Raw genomic sequence first — 19093 nt, forward strand, 5'->3', positions numbered from 1 at the left:
GGGCCCACCCGCCGGCAGTATCGTTTCAGTCCCAGCTGAATCCACCGGGGGGTGCCGTGGTCGCCATCGGCCTGTCGGCGGGCGGGGTCGCCCGGATCCGCTTCGCCGTCTCCTGCCTGTGGGAGGTGGCCGCCGGCGTCCGGGTGCTGCGCGAGCCGGGCCGCCACGCCGTCCACCTGCCCTGGGTGCGCCGGGTGCGGCCGCGCCTGGCCGAGGCCGGGCTGGCCGGCCCGGACGGCGGGCTGCTCTGGCAGCTGATCCCGGCCGCCCCCGGCTACTTTCCCGACTTCCTCACCCCGCCGCCGGCCGGGCTCAACCCCGACCTGGCCGCCGAGCTGGCGGCGCTGCGGGCCACCCCTGCCGCGACCGTACGGGCGCAGCTCGACCTCTGCCCCGGCGACCGGCCGCCCGCGGTGGCCGCCCTGTACGCCGACCCGGAGGCGGGCCTGCGCCGGCTGGCCGGGGAGATCGAGGCGTACTGGCGGACCGCGGTGGCCGCCGACTGGGCCCGGATCCGGATGCTGCTCGACGCCGAGGTGTTCGCCCGGGCCCGCCGGCTGGCCGAGGACGGCGCCGCCGCGCTCCTCAACGACCTGCACGAGTGGGTCCGCTGGGAGGACGGCACCCTCCGCATCGACCAGCGGCACTGCGCCGCGCCCGACGTGCCCGCCGGCGGCGCCCTCGTGCTGATCCCGTCGGTCTTCGTCTGGCCGTCGGTGCTCAGCGTCGCCGCCGGGGACGCCCCGCAGCTCGGCTACCCGGCCCGCGGCGTCGGCACGCTCTGGGAGAGCCCGGCCGCCACCCCCGCGGCGCTGGCCACGGTGCTCGGGGCGGGGCGGGCCCGGTTGCTGGCCGAGCTGGCGGCGCCGGCCTCCGGCAGCGATCTGGCCCGGCGCACCGGAATGTCCCCGGCCGGGGTGTCGCAGCACCTCACCGCGCTGCGCGCGGCCGGGCTGGTGACCACCCACCGGCAGGGCCGGACGCTGCTCAGCGTCCGCACCGAGGTCGCCGAGGCGCTGCTCGCCGCCGCCGGCTGACGCGCGCCGCCCGCCGGCCGGCGGCACCCGATCAGCCCCGCAGGTAGGCCAGGACCGCCCGGACCCGCCGGTGGTCGTCCTCGTCCGGCGGCAGGTCCAGCTTCGCCAGCAGGCTGCCGATGTGCTTCGCGACGGCCGCCTCGGTGACCACGAGCGCCCGGGCGATGGCCGCGTTGGACCGGCCCTCCGCCATCAGACCGAGCACCTCCCGCTCCCGGGGGGTCAGCCGGGCGAGCGGGTCGCGGCGCCGGACGAGCATCTGCCGGACGACCTCCGGGTCGACCACCGTGTGTCCGGCCGCCACCCGGTCGAGCGCGTCGACGAACTCGGCGACGTCGCCGATGCGGTCCTTCAACAGGTAGCCGATGCCGGCGGTGCCGGGCCCCGCCGACTCCAGCAGCTCCGCCGCGTAGGTCTGCGCGACGTACTGGCTGAGCACCAGGATCGGCAGGCCCGGGTCGGCACGCCGGAGCCGGATCGCGACCCGCAGCCCCTCGTCGGTGAAGGACGGCGGCATCCGGACGTCGGTCACCACGACGTCCGGGGCGTGTTCCCGTACCGCGTCGACGAGCGCCTCGGCGTCCCCCACCGCGGCCACCACCTGGTGGCCGAACCGGCTGATCAGGCCGGTGATCCCGGCCCGGATGAGGACGCCGTCCTCCGCCACGATCACCCGCCGGCCGTCGATGGCAACCCCTCCAGCGCCGATCCGTCCCGGGCCGGCCGGGCGCCGGCGAACTCGACCTGCAGCACGGTGGGCCCGCCGGCCGGGCTGGCCAGGGCCACCGTGCCGTCGACCGCCGCGACCCGGTCCACCAGGCCGGCCAGGCCGCTGCCGGCGGCCGGGTCCGCCCCGCCGACGCCGTCGTCGCGCACGCGCAGCACCAACCGGCCGTCGACCAGCGCAGCGGTCACCGACGCCCGGGTCGCCCCGCTGTGCTTGGCGACGTTCGCCAGCGCCTCCACGACCACGAAGTAGGCGGTCACCTCGATCGAGGTCGGCAGCCGCCCGGGCAGCCGGATGTCGACGTCGACCGGCACCGGGGAACGGCCGGCGACATCCTCGATCGCCGCGGCCAGGCCGCGGCCGGTGAGCACCTGCGGGTGCACCCCGCGGATCAGCTCGCGCAGCTCGGTGAGCGCCTGCTTGGCCAGGTCGTGCGCCTTCGCCAGCGGCTCGCCGACCGGCGAGTCGGGCGGCACCTCCAGCCGGGCGAGGCCGAGCTGCATGGTGAGCGCCACCAGCCGCTGCTGGGCGCCGTCGTGCAGGTCCCGCTCGATCCTGCGCCGCTCGACCTCGAACGCGTCCACCAGCCGGGCCCGCGACCGGGTGACCTCGACCAGCCGCTCGCCGAGGTCGTCGGTGGCGCGCGGGCCGAGGATGGCCCGGGCCATGGCGGCGCGCGCGCCGGCCCAGGCCGTCAGCGGGTACGGCGCGCAGGCCAGCAACGCCGCACCGGTCACCGCGACGGCGAACTGCTGCCAGTTCACCTGCTCCGGGTCGCGCAGCGGGGACACCAGGAACGTCACCGGGGCCCACACCGCGCAGAGCAGGACGACCGCGTCGATCCAGCCCAACAGCGTGCCGGAGACGACGGCGTACCCGACCTCCCGCCGGGTGACGTCCTCGCGCAGCCGGACCGACAGCCGCCGCCACCGGCTCCGGTCGTCGAGCGACCGGTGCGGGTCGGCCACCGGGTCGCGGTCGACCAGGCGCAGCCGCCGGCGCTCCAACCCGGCGAGCGCGATCCCGCCGACGATCACCGCCAGCCCCGCGGCCAGCCCGGTCAGGACCGCCGACGGGGTGGGGCCCCGGTCGCCGAGCAGGATGGCGGCACCGAGCGTGGGGCACCCGATCAGCGCGCCACCGACCAGGTAGGCGGCCGACCGCCAGGGCCAGGCGCTGCCCAGGAACCGCCCGGGGCGCATGGTGAGCGCCTCCAACGCGGTGCGGGCCTGCATGCCGGTCACGCTACCGGCGCCCGCCGGGCGGCACGGTAGTGCTGGGTATACCTCACGGACTCGACCGGGCGTGACTGTGCCCGGCGTCGACGGCCGGTTGGCTGAGCGCCATGACGAAAACGCCCACGACAGCACCGACGGGGATCGCGGCCCGGGCGACGGACGTGTGGAAGGTGTACGGCGCCGGCGCCGCCCAGGTCGTCGCCCTGCGCGGGGTCGACGTCGAACTCGAACGGGGCCGGTTCACCGCCATCATGGGCCCCTCCGGCTCCGGCAAGTCCACCCTCATGCACTGCCTGGCCGGCCTCGACCCGGTCACCCGCGGTGAGGTCCACATCGGCGACACCCGGGTCACCGGCCTCTCCGACGCCGGCCTCACCCGGCTCCGCCGCGACCAGGTCGGCTTCGTCTTCCAGCAGTTCAACCTCCTACCCACCCTCACCGCCGAGGAGAACATCCTCCTCCCGCTCGCCATCGCCGGCCGCAAGCCCGACGCAGCGTGGTACGACGCCGTGATCGACACCGTCGGCCTGCGCGACCGGCTCCGCCACCGCCCCGACCAGCTCTCCGGCGGCCAGCAGCAGCGCGTCGCCTGCGCCCGCGCCTTCGTCGGCAGACCGGAGGTGATCTTCGCCGACGAGCCCACCGGCAACCTCGACTCCCGCTCCGGGGCCGAGGTCCTCGGCTTCCTCCGCGACTCCGTCCGCGACTTCGGCCACACCATCGTCATGGTCACCCACGACCCGAGCGCCGCCAGCCAGGCCGACCGGGTCGTCTTCCTCGCCGACGGCCGGATCGTCGACGAACTGCGTCGACCCACCTCCGCCACCGTCCTCGACCGGCTCAGGAACCTCGACGCCCAGGCCACCACGGGAGCCACCCGATGATCCGGGCCACCCTCAAGGGCGTCCTCTCCCGCAAGCTGCGCCTGGTCCTGTCCGGCCTGGCCGTCGTCCTCGGCGTCATGTTCGTCTCCGGCGCCCTCGTCCTCACCGACACCCTCGCCCGATCCTTCGACGCCACCTACGCCGACGCGTACGCGGACACCGACGTGCGGATCCGGGCCACCCCGCCGCGTACCGAGTCTGAGGCGCCGGCCACCGTGACCGTGCCCGCCGGGCTGGTCGCCCGCGCCGCCGCGACGCCCGGTGCCGCCGGAGCCGCCGGCCTGGTGGGCGAGGACGGCGCCCGCATGATCGGCTCGGACGGCAAGGTGGTAACCACCTTCGGCCGGCCCCGGCTGGGCACGAACTGGGTCGGCGAGACCGGCCCGACCCGGCTGCGCGCCGGCCGCGGTCCGGCGAACGCCGACGAGATCGCGGTCAACGCGGCCCTGGCGGATCGCGGTGGGGTGGGGCTCGGCGCCCGGGTCGGGGTGCTGACCCTGCAACCCGGACGCACGTTCACCGTGGTCGGCATCCTCGAGTACGGCGACCGTGGCCGGAACAGCCTCGGCGGCGCGCACGAGATCGCCTTCCACGAGTCGGTGGCGGCCGAGCTGATGCTGGGCCGGGCCGGCGTGTTCTCCGCGGTCGACGTCCGGGCGGCGCCGGGGGTGGACCCGGCCGCGCTGCGCGACCGGCTGCGCGCCGTGCTCGGTGCGGACTACGAGGTGCGCACGGGCGCGGAGCTGCGCCGGGAGCAGGCCGCCGCGGCCGAGGAGGATCTCGCGTTCCTCAACGACATCATGCTCGGCTTCGCCGGGGTGGCGCTGTTCGTCGGCGTCTTCCTCATCCTCAACACCTTCTCGATCGTCATCGCCCAGCGGGCCCGGGAGCTGGTGCTGCTGCGGGCGCTCGGCGCCGGCCGCCGCCAGGTGATCGGGTCGGTGCTCGCGGAGGCGGCGCTGATCGGGCTGACCGCCTCGGCGCTCGGGCTGGTCCTCGGCGTCGGTGCCGGCACGCTGTCGGCCCGGGTGGTCAACCGGCTCGGCGGGGGCGCGCTGGACGTCGCCGGATTCGGCGTGCCGGCCACCGCCGGGTACGCCGCATTCACCGTCGGCCCGCTGGTGACGGTGGTGGCGGCCCTGGTGCCGGCCGTGCGGGCGGCGCGGATCCCGCCGGTGGCCGCGTTGCGCGAGGCGGCCACGCCGGACCGCCCGCTCACCAGGCTGACCGGCTCCGGCGCGGTCGTCGGCGTGGCCGGGCTGGCGCTGCTCGGCTACGGCCTGGCCGGCGGCCCGGACGAGGTGCCGGTGGCCGCGGTGCTCGGCGGCGTCCTGGCCAGCCTCGTCGGGGCGGCCCTGCTCACCCCCGCCGTCGCCCGCCCGGCGGTGGGCCTGATCGGCCGGCTCTTCTCCTGGTCGGTGCCGGGCCGGCTGGGCCGGCTCAACTCCGGCCGCAACCCGCGCCGGACCGCCATCACCGCCGCCGCGCTCATGGTCGGGATCGCGCTGGTCACCGGCCTGAACATCGTCCTGACGTCCACCACGGTCAGCCTGAGGTCCACCGCACCCGAGCAGATCCACGCGGACCTCGTGATCACCTGGATCGACAGCACCGAGCGCCCGCCGACGTTCGACCGGGCGGTGCTGGACCGGATCCGGGCCATGCCGGGTGTGACGACGGTGGTCGGGCAGTACCACGACGGGGCGGTCGTCGACGGCGACGTCGCCCGCGTCACGGCGGTCGACAACGCGCCGGCGCTGCCCTCGACGGTCGCTGTGACGCCCGTGGCCGGCTCGTTCTCCCTCGGCCCCGACCAGGCGCTGGTGGACGTCGACACCGCGGCGAAGCGGGGCCTGCGGGTCGGCTCCGCCGTGACGGTGGAGTTCGGCAGCGGGCGGAGCCGGACGATCACCGTGGCCGGCACCTATGCCGGCGGGTGGACCTCGGGCTGGCTTCTGTCCGACTCGGTGGTGCCCGACCTGCGCGTGCGGGAGCCGTCGGAGGCGTACGTGCGGCTGGCCCCGGAGGCACCCGCGGCCGACATCCGGCGCGAGATCGGCACGCTGCTGGCCGGCAACCCCGAGGTCACCGTGACGGACCCGGCCGGCGTGATGGAGTTGGCGACCAGCGGCTTCAACTCGATCCTGCTGATCGTGCAGGCGCTGCTGGGGCTGGCGATGGTGATCGCCGTGCTGGGCATCGTGAACACCCTCGCCCTGTCGGTGCTGGAACGGACCCGGGAGCTGGGCCTGCTCCGCGCGCTCGGGCTGAGCCGGCGGCAGGCGATCCGGATGGTGACCGTGGAGGCCGTGGTCATCTCGACGTTCGGCGCGCTGCTCGGCGTGGCGGTCGGTACCGGCATCGGCGCGGCCGTGGTCCGCGCCCTGGCCGACGAGGGGGTCGACCGACTCGCCCTGCCCTGGCCCTTCCTGGCGGGCTACCTGCTGGCCGGCGGCGTGATCGGGGTGGTCGCCGCGGTGCTGCCGGCGGTGCGGGCCGCCCGGCTCGACGTGCTCCGCGCGCTGGCCTACGAGTAGGAGCACCGGGAGAAACCGAACGGCTCGTTACCGGATGTCCGGTAACGAGCCGTTCGACCTGCTGACCTACCTGGTGGGCGATACTGGGTTTGAACCAGTGACCTCTTCCGTGTCAAGGAAGCGCGCTCCCACTGCGCCAATCGCCCGCGTCTGTGTCGAGGTGGGGACGGGATTTGAACCCGCGTACACGGCTTTGCAGGCCGTTGCCTCGCCTCTCGGCCACCCCACCGAGGTTGCCCCCGTCATGCGTGGCGGCAGCTCCGAGCGGACGACGGGATTCGAACCCGCGACCCTCACCTTGGCAAGGTGATGCGCTACCAGCTGCGCTACGTCCGCGTGCCCCCGGCATTCCCCGGTGACGGATGAGAACTTTAGCCGAGCCGGCGAGCGGTTGCCAACTCGGGTCGGGCTTCGGCGCGTCCGGGCGGCGGCCACGCACCGTAGGGCTTCCTAGGAGACTTCGCCCCGGGCGGGCGGCGGGTGGCTGTGAATCTTGGCGGCGGACTGACGCGCGGCGATGTCCCGAGCGGCGAACCCGCAGGTCGGAAACTGTCCGGCTTCCGACTCTCGCGCCTCACTCCGGGCCGGTTCGGTAACGGCTCGTGTTCGGTCGGATGGGTTACGGTAACGAACGTGACGAGACGTGCGGCCGAGATCCGCCTGGATGCCCTGCTGCGCACCGCCTGTGACGTGATCGTGGAACGCGGCCTGGCCAACACCCGCACGGCCGACGTGGCACAGGCCGCCGGGGTGAGTCAGGCACTGGTCTTCTACCACTTCGCCACCAAGGAGCGACTGCTCTCGCAGGCGTTCGCGTACGCCGTCGAGCAGGATCTGGCCCGGCTGGACGCGGTGGTCCGGTCCGGCGCCCCGCCGCTGACCAAGCTGCGGCGGATCCTCCGGCTCTACACCCCGGCCGGGCGGACCATCTCCTGGGCGATGTGGATCGACGGCTGGGCCGAGTCGCTGCGCACCCCCGAGCTGGAGAAGGTCTCCCGCCGGCTCGACCTGCGGTGGCGGGAGGATCTCGCCACGGTGATCTCCGACGGGGTCCGCGACGGCACCTTCGAGTGCGCCGACCCGGCCGGTGCGGCCTGGCGGATCAGCGCGCTGATGGACGGGCTGGCGGTCCAGCTCGCGGTGCACGACCGGGTGATCTCCCGCCGCCAGTTCGCCGAGTGGGTCCGCCTGGTGGCCGCCCGGGAACTCGGCCTCGACCCGACCGAGCTGGACTGACCCCGGGCGGGTCGGCCGGCCGACCCGGCGGGCCGGACCGGCGCCGGCCGCCCGATCCGGTCGACGGGGGCGGGACGCTCAGCGGGCGTTCCGTCCCTGGCCGGCCGCGGCCCGCCGGCGCTGGCGCTCCCGCAGCCGGGGCAGCGCCGGCCGGTGGATGTTGGCCCGCTCGATGTCGCCGCCGTAGTGCTCGACCACCCGGTGGTCCATCATCCGCCGCCACAGCGGTGGCACCAGCGCCGCGACCACCATGGTCGCGTAGCCGGCGGGCAGCTGCGGCGAGGAGTCGAAGCTGCGCAGCGTCTGGTAGCGGCGCAGCGGGTTGGCGTGGTGGTCGCTGTGCCGCTGGAGCTGGAAGAGGAAGACGTTGGTGACCACCCGGTCGCTGTTCCAGCTGTGCCGTGGGTCGACCTTCTCGTACCGGCCGGCCGCGGTCCGCCACCGGGCCAGCCCGTAGTGCTCCAGGTAGTTGACCGCCTCCAGCAGGGAGAACCCGACCACCGCCTGGAGCAGCAGGAACGGCAGCACCCCGGGGCCGAACACGACGACCAGCGCCGCGAACAGCGCCAGCGTCATCGCCCAGGCGTTGAGCACCTCGTTGCGCCAGGTCCACCGGGAGCGACCGCGGATGGCGAACCGGCCGGTCTCCAGCCGCCAGGCCGAGCGCAGGCTCCCGACGACGGTACGCGGCCAGAACGCCCAGAAGCTCTCCCCCAGCCGGGAGCTGGCCGGGTCCTCCGGGGTGGCCACCCGGACGTGGTGGCCGCGGTTGTGCTCGACGTGGAAGTGCCCGTACCCGGTCGGCGCGAGGGCCACCTTGGACAGCCAGCGCTCCAGCCGTTCCCGCTTGTGGCCCAGCTCGTGGGCGGTGTTGATGGCGATGCCGTTCACCACCCCGACGGTGAGCACCAGGCCGGCCGCGCCGAACAGGGACAGCCCGCCGCGGGCCCAGACCGCGCAGCAGAGCACCAGGGCGGCGTACTGGGCCGGCAGGTAGAGGTAGGTCAGCCAGCGATAGTAGCCGTCCGCCGCCAGCTGGGGCACCGCCGCCTCCGGCGGGTTGCGCCGGTCGTCGCCGATCAGCAGGTCGACGACCGGGATCAGCCCGAAGACGATCGCCGGGGTGAGCCACCAGGCCCAGCCGCCGTCGGTGCCGCGCCACGTCGCGTAGCCCAGGAAGGGCAGCGCCGGGACGAGCAGCGCCAGCGGCCAGTACGGCCGGCGCGGGTCGCGCCAACGGGTTCCAGGGACGGTCGCGGGGGCACCGGTCGCCATGGTCGACCTCCGATCCGGGGAGTGCCCCGACCCTGGCACCGGAGCCGCGCCTTTACAAGACCTGTCCTTTTGTAAAGAGGCTGACCGCGAAAACGGACAGTCGCCGACCTTGTCGCCACCGCGAGCGGCTGGTATCCACAAATGCGCATGCGTCACAGCGCTGCACCGGGTCGGCGAAGGGCCGGCCATCCCGCTCCCACGAGGAGGACCCGTGGCACAACCGGAGTGGACACCCTGGATGAGCCGGCGCCGACGCCGGCTCATCCCCGTTCTGGCGGCGACCGCGGTGGTCGCCGCCCTGCTTCCCGCCGGGCCCGGCGCCGCCGCGCCCGCCGGCGGCGGCGCCACCACGGAACGGCGCTCCGGCCCGTTCGCCGAGGGCCACCAGCACGCCGACGTCGACAACCGCGCCGGCACCGCCGCACCGGACGCCCGCCAGCGCGGGCTGGCCCGCAAGGCCGACCCGGACGTGCGGTGGAACCGGCTCGGCACCCCGCACGCGCTCGGCCCCGGCCGCACCCCGCTCGCCACCGGCCTGCCGGCCGACCCGGAGGCGGCCGCCCGCGCCTACCTGACCGGCAACCAGGACCTCTTCGGCCTCGACGCCGCCGAGGTGGCCGCGATGGACCGGGTGCTGGTCCGCCCGATCGGCACCGGCGCGGTGGTCACCCTGCGGCAGCGCTTCGGCGACCTGCCGGCCGGGCACGACGGTCTGGTCACCCTCGCCGTCGCCGACGGCACGGTGCTCTCGGTGAGCTCCTCGCTGGCCCGCGACGCCGCGGCCCCGGCGCCGGCCACCCTCACCCGGGAGCAGGCGTACGCGGCCGCGCTCGCCGACGCCGGCCTGGACGCGGCCGGGGTACGCAGCCACAGCGTGCAGCGGGTCGCCGTGCCCACCCCGCTGGACGGGGCCCGGGACGCGTACGAGGTGACCCTGATCGGGGCCGACACCGACCACCCGACGGCGTACACCAGCTACGTCGACGGGATCACCGGCCAGGTGCTGGTCCGCGAGGACCTGGTCGACTACGACTCCGACAACCCGAGCTGGGCCGTCTTCCCCGCCACCCCGCCCCGCGACCTCGGCCCGGGGGTGGACCCGCGGGTGCGCTGGTGCGGCGACCCGGCGCCGGACTGCCAGGCGGCCTTCCGCGACCCGGCCACCGGGCAGCCGTGGGACGTGGACGCGGCCACCGGCACGCCGACCGGCACCTCGCGCGGCAACTCGGCCAACACGGTGCGCTCCTGGGGCGCCGGCACTCCGGTCGTCCCGGCCACGCCGAGCCCGCAGCGCCGTTACGAGTACCCGTTCACCGACCAGTGGCACCAGGCCCGGTGCAACCCCGAGGTGTTCACCTCCGCCCAGCGCAACGACGACGACGCGGCGATCAGCAACCTCTTCGCCATGCACAACCGGATGCACGACTGGGCCTGGCACCTCGGCTTCACCGAGGCGACCTGGAACCTCCAGGCGGTCAACCTGACGCCGGAGGGCCTGGGCGGGGACGCCGAGCAGGGCCGCGCCCAGCAGGGCGCGCTGAGCGGCAACCGGAACAACGCCAACCAGGGCACGCCGCGCGACGGCCTGCCGCCGACCACCAACATGTACCTGTGGCAGCCGCAGGCCGGCGGGCCGTACCCGCCCTGCGTCGACGGCGACTACGACATGACGGTGATCGGGCACGAGTACACCCACGCCATCACCAACCGCATGATCGCCGGCCCGAACAGCGGCATCGGCGGGCACCAGGGCGGTTCGATGGGTGAGTCGTGGAGCGACCTGCTCGCCGCGGAGTACCTGTTCCAGCACGGGCTGCGCGCCCCGGGCGAGACGCCGTACATCACCGGCGGGTACGTCACCGGCAACCTGGTCAGCGGCATCCGCAACCACGACTTCAGCCGCAGCCCGCTGAACTACTCCGACGTCGGCTACAACACCGGCGGCCCGGCGGTGCACGCGGACGGCGAGATCTGGAGCGCGACCAACTTCCGGGTCCGCGCCGCGCTGCTGAAGCGGTACGGCGTCGGCACCCCGCAGCGGCAACTGGACTGCGCGCGCGGCAAGGTGCCGGTCGAGCAGTGCCCGGGCAACCGGCGCTGGTCGCAGCTGGTCTTCGACTCGTTCCTGCTGCAGGCCGCCAGCCAGGTGAGCATGCTCGACATGCGGGACAACATGCTCACCGCCGACCTGCTCCGCTTCGACGGCGCCAACCAGGACCTGATCTGGGCCGAGTTCGCCCGTTCCGGGATGGGCCGGGACGCCGCCACCGAGGGCGCCTCCGACACCGACCCGACGCCGAGCTTCGCCGCGCCGAACGCCGACAACGCGCTGCTCACCCTCCGGCCGAAGGGCGACAGCGCCGACGCGCCGATCCGGGTGTACGTCGGGGCGTACGAGGCGCGGGCGGTGCCGGTGGCCGACACCGACCCGGCCACCGCGCTGCCGGACACCGTCGAGCTGGTGCCCGGCAGCTACCAACTGCTCGCCGTCGCGCCCGGCTTCGGCCACCAGCGACTGAGCGTGGTCGCCAAGGCCGGCCAGGAGGGCCACGTCGACCTGCGGATGAGCCGCAACCTGGCGTCCACCGCGTCCGGCGCGACGGTCAGCGGGGACGGGGTCAACCTGGACCGGATCGCCGACGACACCGAGGCGACCAACTGGGCCTCCCTGGACGGGGTGGCCGGGCGGCAGGTCACCGTGGCGCTGCCCGGGGACGCGCCGCAGGTGGTGAAGCGGGTCAACGTCAGCGCCATGCTGCGCCCGGCGATCACCGGCGACGCCGACCCGGGCAGCCAGAACGCGCTCAGCGCGCTGCGCTCGTTCGCGGTCTCGGCGTGCAACGCGAAGACCACCGACTGCGCGGATCCGGCGCACTGGCAGCGGATCTACACCAGCGCGGCGGACGCGTTCCCGGGCGGGGCGTACCGGGCGTACGTGCGGGACATCAACCTGCGCGAGTTCCCGGTGCCCACCACGCTCGCCACCCACCTGCGACTGGAGGTGCTAACCAGCCAGTGCACCGGCGGCCCGGACTACGCCGGTGAGCAGGACGACGATCCGGCCACGACCACCGACTGCGCGACGGCCAGCCCGGCGCGTACCCAGGTGCGGATCGCCGAGTTCCAGGCGTTCTCGAAGTGACGGGTCCCGGGGCCGCCGGCACGTGCCGGCGGCCCCGGGCCTGTTTCCCGGTCACCACCCGCTGATCTTCCGGTCACCACCGCCGCGGACCGGCGGGCCGCTCCCACCGGTCCACCGGCCCCGGTTCGCCGTCCCCGCCGGCGGTCCGGGTCAGGTGCCGCAGCCGCAGCAGCAGCCCGACGCCGAGGAAGAGCAGCAGCCCGCCGAGCAGGAAGGCGGCCTGCACCAGCCCGAACCCGCCGGCCTGCGCGACCGGTCGACCCGCGGCCGGGGGCACCTCGGCCACCGGCTCCTCGGTCGGCTCGGCCGCCGCGCTCTCCTCGGCCGGCTCGCTGGGCCGCGCGGGCTGGCTGGTCTCCGGCGCCGGGGTGGCCGTGGCCTCCGGTCCCACCACCGACCGGGTCGCCGTCTGCCGGGCCAGCAGGCGCAGGTTCGCGTCGTACGCCTCGGCCGCCAGGGTGACCCGCCCCCGGGCGACGTCCTCGGCGAAGGCGAGCCGGTAGCGGGCGGTGACCGTCCGGTTCGGGCAGAGCGTGCCCGGGTCCAGCTGCCGGTCGGTCAGCCGGGCCACGTCCCCCTCGGTGCGGATCTCCAGCGGGAACGAACCGGTCTCCTCGACCCGGTCCACCTTCACCTGGTCCAGCCGGATCCCCCGCACGGTGAGCACCATCGACCAGCGCACCTTGACGCAGCGCCCGGGGTCGGTGCGGGAGACCACCGCCGAGACCGTCTCCACCCGGTCGCCGGCGGTGAACTCGTCCGGCAGGCCGCTCAACTCGGTGGCGAAGGCCGCCCGCGCGGGCGCGGCCGGGCCGAGCGCCATCCCGCCCAGGCAGGCCAGCACCACCCCGGCCCGTAGCGCGTACCGTCGCATCGTCACCGTTCCGCCCTCCCGGTCGCCTCCAACCGGCAACGCTAGGAGCCCGCCGGGCCCGGGACCAGACGGGTGTGTTCGCACCGATCGCCAAGCACGGGGGCGGTTATCACCGAGCGTGGTGAACCGGTCACCCCTCCCCCGCGACACGCCCCGAGCGGGCCACGGGAGAATCACCCGGTGTCCGAGCTCTCCGCCACCTTCGTCCGACTGCACGCCCGCCTCGCGCCGGTCACCTTCGTCCCCGAGGTGCGGCTGCACCAGGCGGACGAGCCGATCGGGCTCTGGGAACTGACCGAGGGCGAGTTCCGCAGCGCGCAGCCGCCGCCGTTCTGGGCCTTCGCCTGGGCCGGCGGGCAGGGGTTGGCCCGGTACGTCACCGACCATCCGGAGGTGGTCGCCGGCCGCCGGGTGCTCGACCTGGCCGCCGGCTCCGGCCTGGTGGCGATCGCCGCGGCCCGGGCCGGCGCCGCCGCCGTCCGCGCCGTCGAGATCGACGAGCTGGCCGTCGCGGCGGTCGCGCTCAACGCCGAGGCCAACGGGGTACGCGTGGACGCCGAACTCGGCGACGTCCTGGACGGTGACGCCGGGGACGCCGAGGTGGTGCTCGCCGGGGACGTCTTCTACAGCGAGGCGATGGCCAACCGGATGCTGCGCTTCCTGCTGCGGGCCGCCCGCGCCGGGGCGCGGGTGCTGGTCGGCGACCCGGGCCGGGCGTTCCTGCCCCGCGACCGCTTCGACGAGCTGGCCCGGTACGACGTGCCGGTGCCGGAGGCGCTGGAGAGCGTCCGGGTGAAGCGCACCACGGTGTGGCAGTTGCGGCCGGGCCGGCCGGGGGCCGGCGACTAGCGTGTCGGCGTGCTGTTCCGCAGCTGGGCGCAGGCCGTCGACGCACCCTGGCCCGACGTGGCCCGGGTGGCCGACCACACCGGCGTCGAACACCTGGTGGTGACCCGGCACGCGCTGGTCCGCCGGGTCCTCACCGACCCGGTGACGTACCGGCCGGACAACGCCCTGGACGCGGTGACCCCGATGCCGGTGGCCGCGCTGCGGGTGCTCGCCGGACACCGGTTCCGGCTGCCGCCGACGCTGGCCAACAACTCCACCGCCAGCCATCCGGGGATCCGGGCGATCGTCGCCGACGCGCTGCACCCGACCAAGGTCGCCGCCCAGCGGCCCTGGTTGACCGGGCTGGTCCGGGAGCGGGTCGGCGCGCTCGCCGCCGAGCTGGACGCCGGCGAACCGGTGGACCTCTACGCCCGGCTCGCCGCCGACCTGCCGCTGCTGGTACTCGCCCGGCTGGTGGAGCTGCCCGACGCGCCGGTCGGCGCGGTGAAGGAGTTCGCCCGGGCCGCGCTGGAGCTGTTCTGGGCGCCGCTGGACGCCGACCGGCAACTGGCCCTCGCCACCGAGGTGGGCCGGTTCCACCGGGTGCTGCGGGAGTTCGCCGCCACCGGTGGCGGACTCGCCGCCGACCTGCGGGCCGCCGGGCACCCACCCGACAAGGTGGTGGGCGCGCTCTTCTTCCTGCTGGTCGCCGGCCAGGAGACCACCTCGCAGTTCCTCACCCTGCTGCTGCACCGGCTGGCCGGCGAGCCGGCCGTGCTGGCCGGCCTGCGCTCCGGCGCCGTGCCGGTCGCCGACGTGGTCGAGGAGGGACTTCGGCTGGAGCCGCCGATCGTCACCTGGCGCCGGGTGGCCGCGACGGACACCACGCTGGGCGGGACGGCGGTGCCGGCGGGCACCAGCATCGTGCTCTGGCTGGCCCGCGCCGGCCGGGACCCGGCCACCGTGGACGCGCCCGGCGGGTTCCGGCCCGGCCAGCGCGGGTCCCGCCGGCACCTGGCCTTCGGGGCGGGCGCGCACCGCTGCGTCGGCGACCAGCTGGCCCGGATGGAGGCGGCGGTGGTGGTCACGGAAGCGGCCCCGCTGCTGGCGGGCGCGACGGTGGTCCGACCGCCGTGGTGCCCGGACAACCTCACCTTCCGGATGCCCGACGCCTTCGTCATCCGCCGCGGCTGAGCCCGCCCGGCCCGGACCGGCCGCCGCCCGGAACCTGACCAAAGTGGGGGGCGGCCGGTGCCGTTCGGGCGCGGCGGCGGGCCACACCGCCCACCTAGCGTCGGCGCATGATCACATTACGTGGGTTGACCAAGCGGTTCGGGGCCACCACCGCGGTTGACGACCTGACCGTCGACATCGCGCCCGGACGGGTCACCGGGTTCCTCGGCCCCAACGGGGCCGGCAAGTCCACCACCATGCGGATGGTCCTCGGTTTGGACCGGCCGACCGCCGGGCGGGCCCTGGTGAACGGCCGGGCCTACCGGGAGCTGCGGCGACCGCTGCGCGAGGTCGGCGCGCTGCTGGACGCCCGGGCCGTCCACCCGGCCCGGTCCGGCCGGGCCCACCTGCTGGCGATGGCCCGCAGCAACGGCCTGCCCACCCGCCGGGTGGACGAGGTGCTCGGCACCGTCGGGCTGGACGCCCGCGCCGCCGCCAAGCCGGGCCGTACCCTCTCGCTCGGCATGGCACAGCGGCTCGGCATCGCCGGCGCCCTGCTCGGCGACCCGCCGGTGCTGATGTTCGACGAGCCGGTCAACGGCCTCGACCCGGACGGGGTGCGCTGGGTCCGGCAGCTGATGCGCTCCCTGGCCGACGAGGGCCGGACCGTCTTCGTCTCCAGCCACCTGATGAGTGAGATGCAGCTCACCGCGGACCGGCTGGTGGTGATCGGCCGGGGTCGGCTGCTCGCCGACGCGCCGATCGACGAGGTGATCGCGGGCAGCGCGGTGGCGGTCCGGGTACGCAGCCCCCAGCCGGCCGGCCTGGCCGCGCTCGCCGAGCGGCTCACCGCCACCGGGGCCACCGTCGACCCGGCCGGCCCGGACGAGCTGACCGTCACCGGCGCCACCGCGGACCGGATCGGCGACCTGGCGTACGAGCTGGGGGTCCGGCTGCACGAGCTGAGCCCGCACGGGGCCTCGCTGGAGCATGCCTTCATGGAACTGACCGCCGGCAGCGTGGAGTACGCCGGCACCCCGACCGGAGGTACCGACCGATGAGCACGATCGCCGCCGAATGGACCAAGTTGTGGTCGGTCCGTTCCACCTGGTGGACGATGCTGGCCGGGGTGCTGGTCACCGCCGCGACCGCCGGCCAGCTCGCCATCTACGCCGCCAACGCGAACACCAACGACGACCCGGCCGACGACGCCGGCGTGGTGACCGTCGGCAGCATCGTGGTCGGCTCGGTCGAGCTCACCCAGTACGCCGTGCTGGCGCTCGGCCTCCTCATGGTCACCGGCGAGTTCACCAGCGGCACCATCCGGACCACCCTGCAGTGCACGCCGTCGCGCGGCCGGGTGCTGCTGACGAAGGCCACGGTGACCGGGGCGGTGACCTTCGCGCTCGGCCTGCTGCTGGGCGCGGTCGGGGTGGCGGTGGCCGGGCCGGTGCTGGGCCGCTGGGGCACCGCACCGGCGGCGGAGACCCTCGCCGACGTCGCGGCGGTGGCGACCTACCTGGCGCTGGTCGGCGTGCTGGCGCTCGGCCTGGCCGCGGCGCTGCGCAGCGCGGTGCTCACGCTGACCGTGCTGGTCGCCACCCTGATGATCGTGCCGCTGTCGTTGCAGGAGCCGGACATCGCGGCGCTCAACCGGATCGCCGACGCCTTCCCGGGGGTCGCCGGGGCGCACTTCCTGGCCGGCGACGCCGACCCCTACCCGGCGGCCGTCGGGCTGCTGCTGCTCGCCGGCTGGGCGGCCGCCGCGCTCGCCCTGGGCCGGGTCGCGCTGCGCCGCCGGGACGCCTGACGTGCGCGGGCGGGGCGGGTCAGCCGGCCGGCTCGACCAGCCCCGCCTCGTACGCGAGGATCGCCGCCTGCACCCGGTTGCGCACCTCCAGCCGGGTGAAGATGCTGGTCAGGTAGCTCTTCACGGTCCCCTCCACCAGGTGCAGCCGGCGGGCGATCTCGGCGTTGGACAGCCCCGCCCCGACCAGCGCCAGCACCTCCCGCTCCCGGTCGGTGAGCCCGGCCAGCCGGTCCCGGGCGACCGGCCGCCGGGCCAACCGCCCGCCACCCAGCTCGATCACCCGGCGGGCCACCCGCGGCGACAGGTACGCCCCACCGTCGGCGACCGCCCGCACCCCGGCGATCAGCTCGCGCGGGTCCCCGGCCTTGAGCAGGAAGCCGCTCGCCCCGTGCCCGAGCGCCCGGGCGACGTGGTCGTCCTCGCCGAAGGTGGTGAGCATGACCGTGGCCGTCTGCGGGACCAGCCGGCGGATCTCGGCGGCGGCGCTGAGCCCGTCCAGCTTCGGCATCCGGATGTCCAGCAGCGCCACCCGGGGCCGGTGCGCCCGGACCAGCTCCACCGCCGCCCGGCCGTCACCGGCCTCGGCGACCACCTCGATGCCCGGGTCGGCGGCGAGGATGGCCCGGACGCCCGCCCGGATCATCGCCTCGTCGTCGGCGAGGACGACCCGGACCGGCTCGGTCGCGGTGGTGTCGGTGCTCATTGGTCGATCCGCGCCTTGCTGACGAGCCGGCCGTCGGCGAAGCAGAGCCGCCAGGTCGGCTGGGCCAACGGGAAGTTCCCGTCGGTGTAGTACTCGCACCCGGCCGGGTCGGCCCCGGCGGGCCGGTCGAGCTGCCGGCGGGGCAGCCCGGTCAGCTCCGCCCGGACCGTGCCGACCCGCATCGCGTCGAAGGTGGCCCGGTCCAGGACCGTCCCGGCGGTCGCCACCGGGTAGTAGACGAGGGAGAGCACCAGGGCGAGGCCGGCCGGCGCCCCGAGCGCCGCCAACAGGCTGCGCCGGACCCGCCGGCGGGCGTCGCGCAGCCGCCGCTCCGCCTCGGCCGGCCGCTCAGTCCGGCCGGGCCGGTCGCCGCCGGGCGGAAGCGCGGCTGCGCGACCTGCCGGCCCGGGTGCCGGGCCCGCCGGCGTCGGCTCGTCCGCCGGCCCGGTCGCGTCGGCCGGCGGCAGACCGGTGACCGGCAGCCGGACGCGCACGGCGAAGCCGCCGTCGGCCAGCGGTCCGGCGTCGAGGGATCCGCCGGCCAGGCGTACCCGCTCGGCCAGCGCGAGCAGCCCGCTGCCGTGCGACGGTGGGCCGGGCAGCGGACCGGCCGGCGGTGGCGCGTTGACGACGGCCACCTCGATCCGGTCGCCGGCCCGGGCGAGGCGCACCTCGACCGCGGCGCCCGGGGCGTACCGGGCCGCGTTGGTCAGCGCCTCGCGGACCACCCGGTGTGCGGCGTGCCCGACCCGCGCCGGCAGCTCGGCCGCGTCCGGCGTCGCCGCCAGCCGTACCGCCATACCCGCCTCCCGGGCGCCGTCGACCAGGTCCGCGACGCTCTCCCCGGCCGGCCGGGTGGTGCTCCCGCCGCCGTCGTCCCGGAGCAGCCCGATGATCTCGTGCAGGCGTTCGGTGGCGGTGGCGACGCTGGCCCGCAGCTCCCCGGCGGCGGCCCGGTGCCGCGGGTCGAGGTCCGCCGCGACCTCCAGGGCGGCCGCGCGCAGGGCGATCAGGCTGAGGTCGTGGCCCAGCGAGTCGTGCATCTCCTGGGCGATACGGGCCCGTTCCCGCAGCCGGATCCGCTCGGCGGCGCCGCGCTCCTCCCGGGCCAGCGCGTCGGCGTGCCGGCGGCCGGCCTCGGTCAGCTCGTGCTGCTGCCGCCGGTACCGGCCGACCAGCCAGGGGAACACCCCGGCGAAGAGCAGCACCGAGGCGAGCAGGAACCAGGTCGCCGCCCCGGTGCCGAGCAGCCCCAGGTTCAGCGCGGTGCCGCCCGCCGCGATCAGGGCGAAGACCACGGCGGCGGGGCCGGCGGTGGCGCCGCGCCGCCCGACCAGGTAGCTGAAGATCGGGATGGCGAAGACGAAGTTGCCGTCGAGCAGCGAGCCGAGCACCACCAGCACCAGCGCGACCAGCGGCGCCCGCCGGCCGGCCGCGACCGCCGTGCCGAGCAGCAGCAGCGACCCGACCACCGTCGCCACGCCGTAGCGGTGGTACGGCGGGGTGATCCCGGCGTAGCCGACCGGCGTCGCGACCACGGCCCAGAGCAGCACGTCCGCGACGATCCGCCGCCGCCGCGCGTCCGCCGGCGCCCCGGCGACCGGCCACCGGCCCTGCCCCCACATCCGC

General features: G+C 75.8%; 15 protein-coding genes and 3 tRNA genes. 9 read left to right on the forward strand and 9 right to left on the reverse strand.

Annotated features, from left to right (window positions below; all coding sequences use genetic code 11):
- Positions 1-56 precede the first annotated feature (56 nt).
- Positions 57-1037, forward strand: a complete 981-nt coding sequence (locus AC1WTP_RS12385; RefSeq protein WP_481649375.1) for an ArsR/SmtB family transcription factor — start codon at positions 57-59, stop codon at positions 1035-1037.
- 31 nt (positions 1038-1068) lie between these two features.
- Here the strand turns inward: AC1WTP_RS12385 and AC1WTP_RS12390 are convergent, their stop codons facing one another.
- Positions 1069-1710: a response regulator gene (locus tag AC1WTP_RS12390; protein WP_481649376.1), complete on the reverse strand. Its 642-nt coding sequence runs from the start codon at positions 1708-1710 to the stop codon at positions 1069-1071.
- Positions 1707-2999: a sensor histidine kinase gene (locus AC1WTP_RS12395; protein WP_481649377.1), complete on the reverse strand. Its 1293-nt coding sequence runs from the start codon at positions 2997-2999 to the stop codon at positions 1707-1709. Before AC1WTP_RS12395 ends, AC1WTP_RS12390 begins: the two co-directional genes overlap by 4 nt.
- A gap of 110 nt (positions 3000-3109) precedes the next feature.
- On the opposite strand from AC1WTP_RS12395, the gene AC1WTP_RS12400 reads away from it, so the two are divergent.
- Positions 3110-3886 carry an ABC transporter ATP-binding protein gene (locus tag AC1WTP_RS12400; RefSeq protein ID WP_481649378.1) on the forward strand — a complete coding sequence of 259 codons (777 nt, stop codon included), beginning with the start codon at positions 3110-3112 and terminating at the stop codon, positions 3884-3886.
- On the forward strand, positions 3883-6423 hold the full coding sequence (locus AC1WTP_RS12405; protein WP_481649379.1) for an ABC transporter permease: 2541 nt from the start codon (positions 3883-3885) through the stop codon (positions 6421-6423). The genes AC1WTP_RS12400 and AC1WTP_RS12405 overlap by 4 nt, the downstream gene beginning before the upstream one ends.
- A 71-nt stretch (positions 6424-6494) precedes the next feature.
- Here AC1WTP_RS12405 and AC1WTP_RS12410 read toward each other — a convergent pair.
- The 3 genes from AC1WTP_RS12410 to AC1WTP_RS12420 all read right to left on the reverse strand — a co-directional run bounded on the left by AC1WTP_RS12410 (position 6495) and on the right by AC1WTP_RS12420 (position 6759).
- Positions 6495-6569: transfer RNA gene (locus tag AC1WTP_RS12410), tRNA-Val, on the reverse strand.
- A 12-nt stretch (positions 6570-6581) separates the two neighbouring features.
- Positions 6582-6652, reverse strand: a tRNA-Cys gene (locus AC1WTP_RS12415).
- A gap of 34 nt (positions 6653-6686) precedes the next feature.
- Positions 6687-6759, reverse strand: a tRNA-Gly gene (locus AC1WTP_RS12420).
- A gap of 297 nt (positions 6760-7056) precedes the next feature.
- On the opposite strand from AC1WTP_RS12420, the gene AC1WTP_RS12425 reads away from it, so the two are divergent.
- A complete protein-coding gene (locus AC1WTP_RS12425) occupies positions 7057-7659 on the forward strand; it encodes a TetR/AcrR family transcriptional regulator (protein WP_481649380.1) in 603 nt (200 codons plus the stop codon).
- 78 nt (positions 7660-7737) lie between these two features.
- Here AC1WTP_RS12425 and AC1WTP_RS12430 read toward each other — a convergent pair whose 3' ends face one another.
- Positions 7738-8934, reverse strand: a complete 1197-nt coding sequence (locus AC1WTP_RS12430) for an alkane 1-monooxygenase (protein ID WP_481649381.1) — start codon at positions 8932-8934, stop codon at positions 7738-7740.
- Between the two features lie 211 nt (positions 8935-9145).
- On the opposite strand from AC1WTP_RS12430, the gene AC1WTP_RS12435 reads away from it, so the two are divergent.
- The gene (locus AC1WTP_RS12435; RefSeq protein ID WP_481649382.1) at positions 9146-12076 is read left to right on the forward strand and encodes a M36 family metallopeptidase; all 2931 of its coding nucleotides are present in this window, start codon (positions 9146-9148) and stop codon (positions 12074-12076) included.
- Positions 12077-12149: 73 nt separating this feature from the next.
- Here AC1WTP_RS12435 and AC1WTP_RS12440 read toward each other — a convergent pair whose 3' ends face one another.
- A complete protein-coding gene (locus AC1WTP_RS12440; protein ID WP_481649497.1) occupies positions 12150-12950 on the reverse strand; it encodes a hypothetical protein in 801 nt (266 codons plus the stop codon).
- Positions 12951-13130: 180 nt separating this feature from the next.
- Here AC1WTP_RS12440 and AC1WTP_RS12445 point away from each other — a divergent pair, with 180 nt between their 5' ends.
- The 4 genes from AC1WTP_RS12445 (at position 13131) to AC1WTP_RS12460 (ending at position 16761) form a co-directional block, all read left to right on the forward strand.
- Positions 13131-13799 (forward strand): class I SAM-dependent methyltransferase, encoded by a 669-nt coding sequence (locus AC1WTP_RS12445; protein WP_481649383.1) that lies wholly within the window; start codon positions 13131-13133, stop codon positions 13797-13799.
- A gap of 9 nt (positions 13800-13808) precedes the next feature.
- Complete coding sequence (locus AC1WTP_RS12450; RefSeq protein WP_481649384.1) at positions 13809-14972, forward strand: cytochrome P450; 1164 nt, start codon at positions 13809-13811, stop codon at positions 14970-14972.
- Positions 14973-15079: 107 nt separating this feature from the next.
- Positions 15080-16012, forward strand: a complete 933-nt coding sequence (locus tag AC1WTP_RS12455) for an ATP-binding cassette domain-containing protein (RefSeq protein WP_481649385.1) — start codon at positions 15080-15082, stop codon at positions 16010-16012.
- Complete coding sequence (locus tag AC1WTP_RS12460; RefSeq protein WP_481649386.1) at positions 16009-16761, forward strand: ABC transporter permease; 753 nt, start codon at positions 16009-16011, stop codon at positions 16759-16761. Before AC1WTP_RS12455 ends, AC1WTP_RS12460 begins: the two co-directional genes overlap by 4 nt.
- A 19-nt stretch (positions 16762-16780) precedes the next feature.
- On the opposite strand, the gene AC1WTP_RS12465 is transcribed toward AC1WTP_RS12460, so the two are convergent.
- Together AC1WTP_RS12465 and AC1WTP_RS12470 are read right to left on the reverse strand one after the other, a co-directional pair.
- Positions 16781-17464, reverse strand: coding sequence for a response regulator (locus tag AC1WTP_RS12465; protein WP_481649387.1), 684 nt, complete (start codon positions 17462-17464; stop codon positions 16781-16783).
- Positions 17461-19089, reverse strand: a complete 1629-nt coding sequence (locus AC1WTP_RS12470) for a sensor histidine kinase (protein ID WP_481649498.1) — start codon at positions 19087-19089, stop codon at positions 17461-17463. Before AC1WTP_RS12470 ends, AC1WTP_RS12465 begins: the two co-directional genes overlap by 4 nt.
- Positions 19090-19093 lie beyond the last annotated feature (4 nt).

The organism is Micromonospora sp. R311 (assembly GCF_056780015.1).

Excerpts from the sequence above, each read along its gene's own strand:
- AC1WTP_RS12455 (WP_481649385.1), top strand. The coding sequence starts at position 15,080 with ATGATCACATTACGTGGGTTGACCAAGCGGTTCGGGGCCACCACCGCG.
- AC1WTP_RS12440 (WP_481649497.1), bottom strand. The coding sequence starts at position 12,950 with ATGCGACGGTACGCGCTACGGGCCGGGGTGGTGCTGGCCTGCCTGGGC.
- AC1WTP_RS12400 (WP_481649378.1), top strand. The coding sequence starts at position 3,110 with ATGACGAAAACGCCCACGACAGCACCGACGGGGATCGCGGCCCGGGCG.
- AC1WTP_RS12465 (WP_481649387.1), bottom strand. The coding sequence starts at position 17,464 with ATGAGCACCGACACCACCGCGACCGAGCCGGTCCGGGTCGTCCTCGCC.
- AC1WTP_RS12395 (WP_481649377.1), bottom strand. The coding sequence starts at position 2,999 with ATGCAGGCCCGCACCGCGTTGGAGGCGCTCACCATGCGCCCCGGGCGG.
- AC1WTP_RS12430 (WP_481649381.1), bottom strand. The coding sequence starts at position 8,934 with ATGGCGACCGGTGCCCCCGCGACCGTCCCTGGAACCCGTTGGCGCGAC.
- AC1WTP_RS12405 (WP_481649379.1), top strand. The coding sequence starts at position 3,883 with ATGATCCGGGCCACCCTCAAGGGCGTCCTCTCCCGCAAGCTGCGCCTG.
- AC1WTP_RS12470 (WP_481649498.1), bottom strand. The coding sequence starts at position 19,089 with ATGTGGGGGCAGGGCCGGTGGCCGGTCGCCGGGGCGCCGGCGGACGCG.
- AC1WTP_RS12460 (WP_481649386.1), top strand. The coding sequence starts at position 16,009 with ATGAGCACGATCGCCGCCGAATGGACCAAGTTGTGGTCGGTCCGTTCC.